Below are 13921 nucleotides of genomic sequence, written 5' to 3' on the forward strand. Positions count from 1 at the left end.
CGAGGAGTGCTGATAAACTAGTGGGAAAGCCGATAAAACGCGAGGAGTGCCGATAAACCATGAGGAAAGCCGATAAACCATGAGGAGTGCCGATAAACTAGTGTGAAAGCCGATAAACCATGAGGATCGCCGATAACCCAAGAGGAACACTAAAAACCAAGTAGGAACAATCATACCCAAACAGCGAAACAAGCCTCAAAATTCGCCATAAATATATCATGAATAAAACGACAATTTTAAAGTGCAATATCTTCAAAATCCTGTTCACAAAATTGTCATTAATACTCCAAAAAAAGTGGGTATTTAACGACGTTATGAGTAGGAACCGTGATACAATAAAGGAGACGGAATAGTCCGGAAAGTTAACATAATTTAAGGGGATGATTAATGCATTAAATTAAAGTAATTTATCTTACTAAAAGCGATTGACAATGATGGTCAGGCTAATGTAAACTTACTTTGTGTGAGATGATAAGGTTTTCAATCATCACGATTATCAAACAATATGAACATAGTGAAAACCTATATATACATAGTTTTAAGGGTCATCTAATCATCTCGATACTTTCCTCTTAACGAAATGGGAATTTGCTAGTATAGTATTATGTTGAAGAAGCGGTTATGATGTCAAATGAGCTAGTCATTTTTTAAGCTTTTTTGGAGGGCTTTGCAGAAGAAACGGAGAGTAATCATGCAAGAATATGAAAATATGGTAAATCGACAACGTAAGTGGATGCTCTACCTTCTAGCATTATTAGTGCTAGGAGCAGGTTTTACGCCGTATACCCGTATCTTTTATGGCCTGATTTTAGGGACGGTCATAAGCTTCTACAATTTATGGCTATTACAGCAAAAGACCAATACTTTCGGCAAATCCGTAGCTGAGCAGGGGACAGCGCGTGGAGGCTTAGGTGTGATTTCAAGACTGGCCGCCGCGGCAATAGGGATTTTGCTTGCACTCCGATTCCAAGAAATCTTCCATATCATGGCTGTTGCCATCGGAATTCTATCTTCTTATTTAATTATTCTATTTGACATACTTATAGTTATTATCCAGCATAAGAAGAATCCAAATAATTCGTAGGTAGTCTATGGAATGGAAGATTTTCTAAAAAGAATGAAAAGAGGTGATAGATTTGGATCATACAGCTCCAATAGTTGAAGATGTATTTGGGATTTCTTGGTTAGATTTTAACTTGGCCAATGTCTTCATGATAGCTGTAACATCTTTAATCGTTTTTGTAATTAGTGTACTTGGTGCTAGAAGGTTACAAATGAAACCAACTGGCGCACAAAATGTCATGGAATGGGTTCTCGATTTTATTAAGGGGATAGTTAATGACACCATGGATTGGAAGACAGGTAAGCTATTTCTCCCACTAGCAATCACATTGTTTTCTTATATTTTAGTAGGAAATATGCTAGGCGTTATAACCAATGGGGTTGTCGGTACTAACCTATGGTGGAAATCACCAACAGCAGACCCTGGTATAACATTGACACTATCCATGATGGTTATTTTGCTAAGTCACTTTTATGGGATTAAATTACGTGGTACAAAAGCATATGTGAAGGATTATTTCACCCCGATGTGGCCATTATTCCCAATTAAACTGGTAGAGGAATTTTCCAACACGTTAACACTTGGTTTACGTCTTTTCGGTAATATCTATGCCGGGGAAGTACTACTTACGCTATTGGTAGGATTAACTACTTCTAGTGTTCTTGGATTCTTAGGAGGAGCAATACCTTTCCTAGCATGGCAAGGATTTAGTGTGTTTATAGGTGGTATCCAGGCATTTATCTTTACAATGCTTGCTATGGTTTATATTTCACATAAGGTTAGTGAGGAACATTAAGATGTTGACTCAACCAGTTTTAATAGTAAACTGTTAAAATTGGAATTATAAAAATTTTTATAAATTAATGAGGAGGATTTTATATTATGGGAGCTTTAGCAGCAGCAATTGCAGTAGGTTTAGCGGCACTAGGTGCTGGTGTAGGTAATGGTTTAATCGTTAGTCGTACAGTAGAAGGGATTGCTCGTCAACCTGAACTTAGAGGTCAATTACAAACTACCATGTTTATTGGGGTAGGTCTAGTAGAGGCAATGCCTATTATCGCGGTAGTTATTGCGTTAATGGTAATGTAACTGAATAGATGACTGTAACTAATTAAATGGCGAAGATAATTCTTTCGTAAAGGACCTTCGCCGTTGTTTTCATATCCATGTAATGAGGGAAAATTACATAGATACACGTTAAAAATTGATAGATTCTCGTTAATATTCACTGTTAGAAGTGAAAGGAGTGAATTCTGTGCACAATACGTTTGTTTATGCAGCAATGGGTGGTCTGCATGTTGGAGATATGTTAATGCAATTATTCTTCTTTATTGTATTACTCTTACTCCTCAGGAAATTTGCTTGGGGTCCAGTAATGAACATGATGCAAAAGCGTGAAGAATACGTTGCAAATGAAATAGAAGAAGCTGAGAAAAGCCGTAAAGAAGCGGAAGAAGCAGCGAAAAAAGCTCAAGCTGAATTGAGTCAAGTGAAGCAAGAAGCACAGAAAATGTTCGAAGATGCTAAAAATGCTGGAGAGAAGCAAGAAAAGGATATTATCGAAACAGCTCGAAAAGAAGCGGATCGTATCAAAGAACAAGCGCAAAAAGATATCCAAAACGAAAAAGAACAAGCATTGCAAGCACTACAAGAACAAGTTGCTTCCTTATCTGTTATGATTGCTTCGAAGGTAATTGAAAAAGAAATTAATGAACAAGATCAAGAGAAATTGATTGATGATTATCTTAAAGAGGTAGGAGAAGAGCGATGAGTGAAGCGGTAGTAGCTAAACGTTATGCAGAGGCTCTTTTCGAACTCGGACAAGAAAAACTTACCTTAGATAAATTTGTTGAAGAATTTAATGTGGTACAACATATTTTTCAAACAAATGAACCGCTAATCAAATTCCTAACGCATCCTGCGATTAATAATGCAAAGAAGAAGGAACTGATTGATAAGGCCTTCAAAGGATTTCAGAAAGATGTTGTTAACACAGTAAAATTGTTGGTTGAACGTCATCATACTGTAAATATTCCGTCCATTATTGATCAACTTAACCAATTGGTACATGATGCGAAGGGAATAGCAGAAGCAACTGTCTATTCTGTACGCGAATTATCAGACGACGAAAAACTAAAAATAAAAGAGTCTTTCGTAAAACGTTTAAACAAAGAAGAAATTCGGATTCGAAATATCGTTGACCCAACCCTAGTTGGTGGGATTAAAATCCGCGTAGGTAATACCATTTATGATGGTTCTATTAGTGGCAAGTTAAGACGTTTCGAACGGAATATTGGAACTGCGAACATATGATGATAGGGGTGAAATGGTATGAGCATTAAAGCTGAAGAAATCAGCTCACTAATTAAACAGCAAATTGCTAACTATGATGCTGACATCGAAGTTAGTGACGTTGGAACAGTTATTGAAGTTGGGGACGGTATCGCACGTGCGCATGGCCTTGACAATGCAATGGCTGGTGAGCTACTTGAGTTTTCCAACGGTGTCATGGGATTGGCACAAAACCTTGAAGAAAGTAACATTGGTATCGTTATTTTAGGTCCATATACAGAAATCAAAGAGGGCGATGAAGTTCGCCGCACAGGTCGAATCATGCAAGTACCAGTAGGAGACAATTTATTAGGACGAGTGGTGAACCCACTTGGACAACCAATCGATGGAAAGGGTCCAATTGAAACTTCAAAAACACGTCCAATTGAATCTCCTGCACCAGGGGTTATGGATCGTAAATCGGTTGATGAACCTCTTCAAACTGGTATTAAAGCAATTGACGCGCTTGTACCAATCGGACGTGGTCAGCGTGAGTTGATCATCGGAGACCGTCAAACTGGTAAAACAACGCTAGCTGTCGATACAATCATTAACCAAAAAGATCAGGATATGGTTTGTATTTATGTTGCTATCGGGCAAAAGGAATCAACAGTACGTGGTACGGTTGAAACATTCCGTCGTTACGGTGCATTAGATTATACCATCGTTGTTAGTGCGGGTGCATCTGATCCTGCTCCATTACAATACCTTGCTCCATATGCTGGGGTTGCAATGGGTGAGGAATTCATGCACAACGGAAAACACGTTTTAGTTGTTTATGATGACTTATCGAAACAAGCGGTTGCATATCGTGAACTTTCCTTGCTACTTCGTCGTCCACCAGGTCGTGAAGCATTCCCAGGGGATGTATTCTACTTGCACTCACGCTTACTAGAGCGTGCTGCGAAGCTTAGTGACGCAAAAGGTGGCGGTTCACTAACGGCATTACCATTTGTTGAAACACAAGCAGGGGATATTTCAGCCTATATCCCAACAAACGTTATTTCCATCACAGACGGACAAATTTTCTTACAATCTGATTTATTCTTCTCAGGTGTACGTCCAGCTATTAACGCTGGTTTATCCGTATCTCGTGTTGGTGGTTCCGCACAAATTAAAGCCATGAAGAAAGTTGCTGGTACATTGCGTCTAGACCTTGCATCATACCGTGAGCTAGAGGCATTCAGTCAGTTCGGTTCTGACCTGGATAAAGCAACACAAGCTAAGCTAAATCGTGGGGAACGTACAGTAGAAGTACTAAAACAAGGATTGCATAAACCATTAGCTGTTGAAAAACAAGTAATGATTATTTATGCCCTAACGAAAGGCTTCCTTGACGATATTCCAGTAGAGGATATTACACGCTTTGAAGCAGAAATGAATTCTTGGTTAGATTCCAATCGTGCGGAGTTATTAGCTTCTATTCGCGAAACTGGACAACTTCCAGAAGCAGAAGATATGAACGAAGCAATCGAATCATTCAAGAAAACATTCTTAACTTCTGATAATAAATAATGAAAAGTGAAAGCCCCTGTTTATAGGGGCTCAGAGCTTGATAAATGTAAGACGTGAATCTTTGAAAATAGACGAACTTCTAATAGAGAATGAAGATGCTGAACGTTATATCGTTAATCGATTTCAGACATCTATCCTCTGGTATGAAAGCGTGGTGAAATGAATTGGCATCACTAAGAGACATTAAAAAACGAATTGACTCAACGAAGAAAACAAAGCAAATTACTGGTGCAATGGAGCTTGTATCGGCTTCTAAAATGAGCAAAGCAGAGCAAAATGCAAAAGGCTATGTTCCTTATAGTGAGAAAATGCAAGCGGTCGTTGCTAACATTGCAAACGGTAGTACAGATGCATCTCATCCTATGCTAGAGACGCGAGAGGTAAAGAAAACAGGGTATCTTGTTATTACTTCAGACCGTGGGTTAGTAGGTGGATACAATAGTCACGTGTTGAAGTTATTACAAAACACAATCCAAGAACGTCATCAATCTCCTGATGAATATACAGTGGTTGTCCTTGGACGTAAAGGATATGATTATTGTAGGAAACGTAATATCCCTGTTTCAAACAGTATTATCGGAGTTGCAGACCATCCACAATTTGCTGATATTAAAGATATAGCTAAATCAACGGTACAAATGTTTACAGATGAAGAAATTGATGAGTTATACATCGTATATAACCACTATGTAAGTGCCATATCACAAGTACCAACATTGAATAAATTGTTGCCAATTGAGGATATGCATGAACATGGTAGTGTAACCGGTCAATATGAATATGAACCAAGTCAAGAAGATATTTTGAAGGTACTTTTACCATTATATGCGGAAAGCTTAATTTTCGGTGCATTACTAGATGGTAAGGCGAGTGAGCACGCTGCAAGTATGACGGCAATGCGTAATGCGACGGATAATGCTAATGATCTAATTGGTGACTTAACGTTGTCTTATAACCGTGCACGTCAAGCCCAAATCACACAAGAAATTTCAGAAATTGTCGGTGGGGCAGCAGCGCTTGAGTAGAATGTGAAGCCATCTAAAGCTAGGAGGGAATTCTTTTGAGCAAAGGACATGTGACACAGGTAATGGGTCCGGTTGTTGACGTAAAATTTGATGACGGCCAACTTCCAGAAATTTATGATGCCCTTACTGTAAACATTGGTGTAGATGATAATACAAAAAATACGGATAGTAATTCAGATACGGTACTCACATTAGAAGTTGCTCTTCAATTGGGTGACAATGTTGTTCGTACCATCGCTATGTCATCAACAGACGGTTTAAAACGTGGAGCAGAAGTAACTAGTAAAGGACAGCCTATCTCTGTTCCAGTTGGTGAAGCAACATTAGGACGCGTTTTTAACGTACTAGGTGACAAGATTGACTTAGATGACGAAATATCTTCTGATGTACGCAGAGATCCAATTCACCGTGAACCACCAAAATTTGAAAACCTATCAACAGAAACAGAAATTTTGGAAACAGGTATTAAGGTAGTAGACTTATTGGCTCCATATATTAAAGGTGGTAAGATTGGTCTATTCGGTGGTGCGGGTGTTGGTAAAACCGTACTTATCCAGGAATTAATCAACAACATCGCACAAGAACACGGTGGTATTTCCGTTTTCGCAGGTGTTGGTGAACGTACACGTGAAGGTAATGACCTTTATTATGAAATGAAAGATTCTGGCGTTATTGCAAAAACGGCCATGGTATTTGGACAAATGAACGAGCCACCTGGAGCACGTATGCGTGTTGCATTAACTGGTTTGACAATGGCTGAACATTTCCGTGATGAACAAGGGCAAGACGTGCTTCTATTCATCGATAACATTTTCCGTTTTACACAGGCTGGTTCAGAGGTATCCGCCCTACTTGGACGTATGCCATCTGCGGTTGGTTACCAACCAACACTAGCAACAGAAATGGGTGCCCTACAGGAGCGAATTACATCTACGGATAAAGGGTCCGTTACTTCCATCCAGGCTATCTATGTACCTGCCGATGACTACACTGACCCAGCACCAGCGACAACATTCGCGCACTTGGATGCAACAACTAACTTAGATCGTAAACTATCAGAGCAAGGTATCTACCCTGCGGTGGATCCACTTGAATCAACATCACGTGCACTTGACCCAGAAATCGTAGGGGAAGAGCACTATCAAGTAGCAACGGAAGTACAACAAACACTTCAACGCTATAAAGAATTACAAGATATTATTGCTATCTTAGGTATGGATGAATTAGGTGACGAAGACAAGCTAGTCGTTGCTCGTGCACGTCGTATCCAATTCTTCTTATCTCAAAACTTCCACGTAGCAGAACAGTTCACTGGACAACCAGGTTCCTATGTACCAGTAGCTGAAACTGTGAAAGGATTTAGAGAAATCCTAGATGGTAAATACGATGACCTACCGGAAGATGCATTCCGTCTCGTAGGCCGTATCGAAGAAGTAGTAGAAAAAGCCGAACAACTGCAATAAGAAAAGCGAAAGCATCCGTTTAGCGACGTACGTGCTGCGCCTGGCCATAGGTGGTTCGGTGTTGCCACGCAAGGTGGCGAATCTAACCGAACATTCCTTACCATGGATAAAGGAAACATGCCCCTTCATAGGGGTATGCCGACGTTGGGCGCAAAGCCCGAACTTAGTCGGCCTTCCTTAAGTCAGAGAGTCGATGTTGACTTATCGTACGGAGGTGAGGGAAGCCTCGCTAGTCGCTGGATGCTGTAGCTAGACAATAAGAAAAGCGAAAGCATCCGTTTAGCGTACATATGACGTGAAGGCTGCTAAAGCTAGATAGAATTTTAAGGGGAACTTGTGGGATAATGGTTTATCTTTATCCTTTCCCTTTCTCATATTTTAGGAGGGGTTACATTGAAAACACTAACTGTGAGTGTTGTTACTCCTAATGGTCCCGTTTTGGAAGACGAGGTCGAAATGGTTATTGCCCGAGCAGAAAGTGGAGAAATTGGTATCATGCCAAACCACATCCCACTCGTTGCTCCATTATCCATTGCTGCTGTTCGATTGAAAAAAGGCAGTGATGAGCAGCAATTAGCTGTAAATGGAGGTATTATGGAAGTTAGCTCGAACAAAGTTTCTATTCTTGCACAATCAGCTGAAAAGCCTGAAGATATTGATGAACAACGTGCAAGAGAAGCAAAAGAACGAGCAGAACGCCGCCTTCAATCAAAACAGGATAATGTCGACCGCGTACGGGCTGAATTAGCACTCCAACGAGCAATAAATCGTTTAGATGTTGTAAATCATTAATATTTCGATAAAAGATCTCTTATGACAATATGTTATAGGAGGTCTTTTTTTGTTAGGAAAAGACGATGAATGTAGAAAAACTGATAAGTGGGAAGGGCCGCTGATAAACTAGGATTAGCGCCGATAAATTGTATTGAATGCTGATAAATTAGGATTAGCGCCGATAAATTGTATGGAACGCTGATAAATTAGGATTACCGCCGATAAATCGTAAGGAAAGCTGATAAGCTAGGATTAGCGCCGATAAATTGTATTGAGAGCTGATAAATTAGGATTGGCGCCGATAAACTGTATGGAGAGCTGATAAAAGAGAATACCCGCCGATAAATCGTAAGGAAAGCTGATAAGCTAGGATAATCGCCGATAAATCGTATTGAATGCTGATAAATTAGGATAATCGCCGATAAATCGTAAGGAAGGCTGATAAACTAGGATTAGCGCCGATAAACTGGAGGGACCACCAATAAACCAGAATCAACCCCCGATATTTCCAATCTATAAGCTTATAACTCATTCTCTTCATAAAAAGAGAAACCCTCATACAATGGTCTATTAAGAAACCTTCCTCAACCCCCGATAACTGCCCAATTCCTCATTCATTCATCTATTTTCGATATTTCCCGGGAAATTCGGTGATATTCAGACATTATGGTATAAATTTACACAAAATACAGTTATCACTCTATCATTTTTTCCTATGTGTCGACATGTTATCATGTATAATTGATACTTTGACATTTCTTATGGTTCGTGGCAAAGTAGCATATAGACATGGAAGGGTTACGAAATATATACAGAAGAAGATAAGGTGGTTTTAATGATATCAATTGGCCAATGGGCATTAATTAGTATGTTCTCGCATTTTTTATTTATCTATATTACTTGGAAGGTATTAATTTCAATTAATATTGATCCAATTATTAGAAAAGGGAAGATAACGGAGGCAAGAATTTTATTATTCTTTATTTCCATAGTCATCGGTGCAGGAGTAAGTAGATTTTTCTTAGATATTATACAGTGGTCAAATGATATAATATACCTTTTCTAAGAAGGAATAACGTGGATGGTCAACTGTAACTCTATCATCCAATTATGAAATCTATAAATCTATGATTATATAAGTATAATGATGACTCCCCTTGTTCATACTGTGACTAGTATAGGACAGGGGGATATTATTATGTTACGAATCATCTTTATTTCACTATTATTACTATTCACGATTAATGGAACCGTACAAGGGATAGAGAACGATGAACTAGAAGAAATGGCTACATTTGTGGTAGAGCAAGATTTGGTGTTAGAAGAGTGGAAAGTTTTAGTAAAAGAAAAGAAGACTCCTTCGGCAATAAATGATATTTTGAACGAGCTTAAAAATGGTTATAAAGTCACTAGGACAGAAGATGAAAATATTATAAAATATCAATTTAGAGACACTCAGAAAAATGATGGCATAAACGTATTATATAATGTGAATTTACCTAAGAAAAATATTGGGTACCCTGAGTTAACAGTTGTAATGGAGGGACAAGACTGGAATAGGTCGATACATAGAAATTATGTAGAAAAGATGAACTCTATTACAGACAATTTATTTACAAATAGTAAACGGGTATTCTCATGGATTAATACAGAGCCGAGTGGTATAATAATTGAAGGTGAGTTTGAACGAGATTTGAGAGATTTTTTGAATATACAACAAACGGATAAACAGGTAGATACCGCTTCGAATTCTGTGCGTAATACGTATATTTATGGGTATACACCAAGGTGGAAGGAAAAAATCACGATTGAAAACAAACAAATTAACGTTCAAGTCGCAATAACCCAGATAGATAACGAACTACCAGAGTTGACGTTAGGAACACCTATCCTTATACATGAATATTAATATAGTGAAAATGGATCTGAAGGAGATTTGTAACATGGAAAAAATCATCGTAAGAGGCGGACACCAACTGAATGGCACCGTAAGGGTAGAGGGTGCCAAGAATGCGGTACTTCCGGTTATTGCTGCAAGCTTGATTGCGAGTGAAGGCAAGAGTACAATTACTGAAGTTCCTGTCCTAGCTGATGTATATACAATTAATGAAGTATTAAGAAATATGAATGTAGATGTCGAATTTGATTCTGAAAATAATACAGTAGTAATCGATGCTTCCAATGATTTGAAGACAGAGGCACCATTTGAGTATGTTCGAAAAATGCGTGCTTCTGTATTAGTGTTGGGACCATTGTTGGCCCGCTATGGTCATGCGAAAGTTGCCATGCCTGGTGGTTGTGCGATTGGTTCTCGCCCTATTGATTTACATTTAAAGGGATTTGAAGCAATGGGGGCGGATATACACGTTGGTAACGGTTTTGTTGAAGCGAAAGTAGATGGACGCCTTAAAGGGGCGAAAATTTATTTAGATATGCCAAGTGTTGGTGCAACGGAAAATATCATGATGGCTGCAGCCTTAGCTGAAGGGAAAACAGTCATTGAAAATTGTGCCAAAGAACCAGAAATAGTTGATTTGGCAAATTACCTAAATAAAATGGGCGCAAAAATTGTCGGTGCAGGAACGGAAACCATTCGTATTAAAGGTGTGAATAAATTACGCGGTGCCGATCACCCAATTATCCCGGATCGAATTGAAGCAGGTACATTTATGGTTGCTGCTGCTATTACAGGTGGTAATATTCTCATTGAAAATGCAGAAGTAGACCATTTACGATCCGTGATTGCCAAGCTGGAAGAAATGAATGTAAAAGTCTTGGAGGAATCCCGAGGAGGTATACGCGTAATTGGTCCGAAGCCGAATGAATTAAAAGCGACAGATGTAAAAACATTACCATACCCAGGATTTCCGACAGATATGCAATCACAAATCATGGCATTAATGCTTCAAGCACAGGGCACAAGCGTTATCACAGAAACTGTCTTTGAAAACCGCTTTATGCACGTGGAAGAATTTAGACGTATGGGTGCGAAAATGAAGATAGAAGGACGCAGTGTTATTATTGAAGGGCCTACTAAGTTACAGGGTGCAGAAGTTGCGGCAACCGATTTACGAGCAGCAGCAGCACTTATTTTGGCTGGTTTAACGGCAAAAGGATACACAAGAGTTACAGAACTGAAGCATCTCGATCGAGGATATGTAGACCTAACTAGTAAATTGGCTTCATTAGGTGCAGATATTGAACGTGTATCGGATAAAGATGTAATGGTTGAAATTGATCATGAGAAAAAACGAATTGTAGCTAGATTATCCTAGAATGAATATACGAAAAAAAACGCATGGATTTTTTAAGAAAAGTCCATGTGTTTTTTTTGTATTCGATGAATGGAGTATCTATGGTAGTAGCTTGGTAGATAAAATGGGCAATCGTCTATTACCAAAAAAGTAAGCTAGTTATTAAAAAATACCAAGCATATTAATTGTAATTATTTTTGGATATAGTAATATATCTACTAGGTTAATATTATTAACCAAAATTACATAAAAAAGAGAGGTTATTGATATGGCAATTAAAGTAAAAGCAATTATCGGAAGCACAAGCACTACTTCTTATAATGCTAAAGTAGTTGACTTCATGCAAAAACGTTATGCAGATAAATTAGATATTACTCCCGTGTCCATCAATGATGTAGAAAACTTTTCTGTTGATATTGAAGAGAATCCACCGGAAAATGCACAGAAATTTAAAGATGAAGTGAAAGATTCGGATGCTGTATTGTTTGCTGTAGCGGAATACAATTCATCCATCACCGGAACATTAAAAAATGCGATTGATTGGTTATCAAGAGGTGGAGATTTCACACTTAAAAATAAACCAGGGTTTATTGTAGGATCTTCTATTAGTATGCATGGTACGGTTCGTGCTCAACTACATTTAAGAGAAATTTTATCTAATCCGGCATTATCACCAATCCTTCTACCAAATAATGAAGTGTATATTGGTAGTGTACAAGATAAAATTAATGAAGACGGGGAAATTACAGATCAGGGAACAATCGAATTCCTCGATACAGTAGTGAATAACTTTGTTGAATTTTATAACAAAGTGAATACGTTAGAAACAGTAAATGCATAAGTAATGATAAGCAGGCAATAGATTGATTAGATTCAGCTATTGCCTGTTTTTATTTTGCAACATTCTCTATAAATATTTCCATTTTGCAATAAGGTATGATAAAATAATTGAAAATTACTAAAAATAAAATGTGTGCGTTAATTGCTAATCACTTCAAAACGTCTCCACAAATGAAAGGGTTTTCATGCGATGCCCTTAGAACGGATTAGATAGGATGAATGATGCATACGAATCTATTTCCGATATAAAATGGTTAGGATGAAAATAATGATAGAGATAAAGGAGAAATGAATGATGAAAATTATGGATACGCATTGTGACGCGTTATTAAAATTACAGCTACGGAAACGGGGTACTTTTTTTGGGATGGAGCCGTTGGATTATCGTACCTCTGAGGAAATTGATACAAACCTGATCCGTTTGAAAACAGGTGGGGTGAAGGTTCAATTTTTTGCCATTTTTATTGAACCAGAAGTTCCATTCGATGAGAAATGGCAGCATGCCTTGGAACAAGTGAATTTATTCTACACAGAGATAATAGATAAAAATCCTGAGGTAAAGCATATTAAAAAATGGGAAGATATCGATGACTTAAAGGATGGGGAAATAGGTGCTGTACTAACACTAGAAGGCGCGGATGCATTTGGTAATGATCTGGTTAAATTACGTCATCTTTATCGTTTAGGTGTGCTTTCCATTGGATTAACTTGGAATAATGCAAATCTTTGTGCAGATGGGGCTGGGGAACCACGTGGTGGTGGCCTCACTCTTTTAGGGAAGGAAGTCGTGAAGCTTAATAATGAGCATCGTGTCTATACAGATGTTGCTCATTCTACAGTAAAGGGTTTTTGGGATATGCTGGAGCTTGCAGATTATCCGATTGCCAGCCATTCCAATGCACGAGCGATATGTGACCACCCAAGAAACCTTTACGATGACCAGATAGAGAAAATGATTGAAAAAAATGGAATCATTCATGTTGTCTTTAATCCGCCATTTATTCGTGAAGACAGTGAAACAGCGACGATTACGGATTTAGTCCGTCACATCGAACATATTAGCTCATTGGGTGGTGTGAAAAATATCGGATTTGGTTCGGACTTTGATGGAATTTCCACGTTTGTCACCAACTTGGAAAATGCCGCACAATATCAAAACCTGATTAATGAGCTATTAACTAAGTTTTCGGAAGAGGAAGTAAGAGGATTCGCTTATCAAAACTTTCTAGATAAACGTCCGAAGTAATTACTAGGCTATGATAAAGGAAACCACCATGGATACGACAAAAAGAAATAGTCCTGATAGTAATATGGGATAGCTAATTGGAATGTGAATCGAATGAATAGGGCGGTCTGGATCCTTTTTTTCAATTTGTTGGATGACATCCTCCGTCTTATTCATTCTCCTAAAGAAGTATCGAAAGGTTTTAATAAAGGTATTAAAAAATCCCGTCTGAATGATGAATAGGATGCCTCCGACAACACTTATGATTAAGGATAGTAGAAATAACGTATCAATAAAATCTATTAAACTACGATTTCCGAGTAAAGAAGTGGAAATATACGAAATCAGTACGGTTATTCCGATGATGGTAAGACTAATGATGTACAATGCGAGCACCTCTCTATGAAATGTTACTACTAATTATAGTAAGA

At 38.3% G+C, this 13921-nt stretch carries 16 protein-coding genes; 15 read left to right on the top strand and 1 reads right to left on the bottom strand.

What is annotated here, in order from left to right; all coding sequences use genetic code 11:
* Positions 1-667: 667 nt before the first annotated feature.
* The 15 genes from CAO17_RS18580 to CAO17_RS18645 all read left to right on the top strand — a co-directional run bounded on the left by CAO17_RS18580 (position 668) and on the right by CAO17_RS18645 (position 13511).
* A complete protein-coding gene (locus CAO17_RS18580; RefSeq protein ID WP_342744220.1) occupies positions 668-1084 on the top strand; it encodes an ATP synthase subunit I in 417 nt (138 codons plus the stop codon).
* Between the two features lie 52 nt (positions 1085-1136).
* Positions 1137-1859 (top strand): F0F1 ATP synthase subunit A, encoded by a 723-nt coding sequence (atpB, locus tag CAO17_RS18585; protein ID WP_085994044.1) that lies wholly within the window; start codon positions 1137-1139, stop codon positions 1857-1859.
* Positions 1860-1945: 86 nt separating this feature from the next.
* On the top strand, positions 1946-2152 hold the full coding sequence (gene atpE, locus CAO17_RS18590; protein WP_085994045.1) for a F0F1 ATP synthase subunit C: 207 nt from the start codon (positions 1946-1948) through the stop codon (positions 2150-2152).
* A 193-nt stretch (positions 2153-2345) separates the two neighbouring features.
* Positions 2346-2834: a F0F1 ATP synthase subunit B gene (gene atpF / locus CAO17_RS18595; protein WP_085994575.1), complete on the top strand. Its 489-nt coding sequence runs from the start codon at positions 2346-2348 to the stop codon at positions 2832-2834.
* Positions 2831-3376: a F0F1 ATP synthase subunit delta gene (locus CAO17_RS18600; RefSeq protein WP_085994046.1), complete on the top strand. Its 546-nt coding sequence runs from the start codon at positions 2831-2833 to the stop codon at positions 3374-3376. Before atpF ends, CAO17_RS18600 begins: the two co-directional genes overlap by 4 nt.
* Positions 3377-3394: 18 nt before the next feature.
* Positions 3395-4909 carry a F0F1 ATP synthase subunit alpha gene (gene atpA, locus CAO17_RS18605; RefSeq protein WP_085994047.1) on the top strand — a complete coding sequence of 505 codons (1515 nt, stop codon included), beginning with the start codon at positions 3395-3397 and terminating at the stop codon, positions 4907-4909.
* Between the two features lie 37 nt (positions 4910-4946).
* A complete protein-coding gene (locus CAO17_RS21980; protein ID WP_281252950.1) occupies positions 4947-5072 on the top strand; it encodes a hypothetical protein in 126 nt (41 codons plus the stop codon).
* Between the two features lies 1 nt (position 5073).
* Complete coding sequence (gene atpG / locus CAO17_RS18610; RefSeq protein ID WP_085994048.1) at positions 5074-5934, top strand: ATP synthase F1 subunit gamma; 861 nt, start codon at positions 5074-5076, stop codon at positions 5932-5934.
* Positions 5935-5969: 35 nt separating this feature from the next.
* Positions 5970-7397, top strand: a complete 1428-nt coding sequence (atpD, locus tag CAO17_RS18615; protein ID WP_085994049.1) for a F0F1 ATP synthase subunit beta — start codon at positions 5970-5972, stop codon at positions 7395-7397.
* Positions 7398-7790: 393 nt separating this feature from the next.
* A complete protein-coding gene (locus CAO17_RS18620) occupies positions 7791-8189 on the top strand; it encodes a F0F1 ATP synthase subunit epsilon (RefSeq protein ID WP_085994050.1) in 399 nt (132 codons plus the stop codon).
* 817 nt (positions 8190-9006) lie between these two features.
* Entirely contained in the window at positions 9007-9237 is a 231-nt protein-coding gene (locus CAO17_RS18625) for a DUF1146 family protein (protein ID WP_085994051.1), read from the top strand.
* A gap of 132 nt (positions 9238-9369) precedes the next feature.
* Positions 9370-10080, top strand: a complete 711-nt coding sequence (locus CAO17_RS18630; RefSeq protein WP_179151986.1) for a YwmB family TATA-box binding protein — start codon at positions 9370-9372, stop codon at positions 10078-10080.
* A 34-nt stretch (positions 10081-10114) separates the two neighbouring features.
* A complete protein-coding gene (murA, locus tag CAO17_RS18635) occupies positions 10115-11446 on the top strand; it encodes a UDP-N-acetylglucosamine 1-carboxyvinyltransferase (protein WP_085994053.1) in 1332 nt (443 codons plus the stop codon).
* Positions 11447-11693: 247 nt separating this feature from the next.
* On the top strand, positions 11694-12266 hold the full coding sequence (locus CAO17_RS18640) for an NADPH-dependent FMN reductase (RefSeq protein WP_085994054.1): 573 nt from the start codon (positions 11694-11696) through the stop codon (positions 12264-12266).
* Positions 12267-12560: 294 nt separating this feature from the next.
* Positions 12561-13511 (top strand): dipeptidase, encoded by a 951-nt coding sequence (locus tag CAO17_RS18645; RefSeq protein WP_085994055.1) that lies wholly within the window; start codon positions 12561-12563, stop codon positions 13509-13511.
* 3 nt (positions 13512-13514) lie between these two features.
* Here CAO17_RS18645 and CAO17_RS18650 read toward each other — a convergent pair whose 3' ends face one another.
* Positions 13515-13877, bottom strand: coding sequence for a DUF3899 domain-containing protein (locus tag CAO17_RS18650; RefSeq protein WP_179151987.1), 363 nt, complete (start codon positions 13875-13877; stop codon positions 13515-13517).
* Positions 13878-13921 lie beyond the last annotated feature (44 nt).

It is taken from the genome of Oceanobacillus senegalensis (assembly GCF_900176885.1).
In the GTDB taxonomy this organism is placed as follows: domain Bacteria; phylum Bacillota; class Bacilli; order Bacillales; family Amphibacillaceae; genus Oceanobacillus; species Oceanobacillus senegalensis.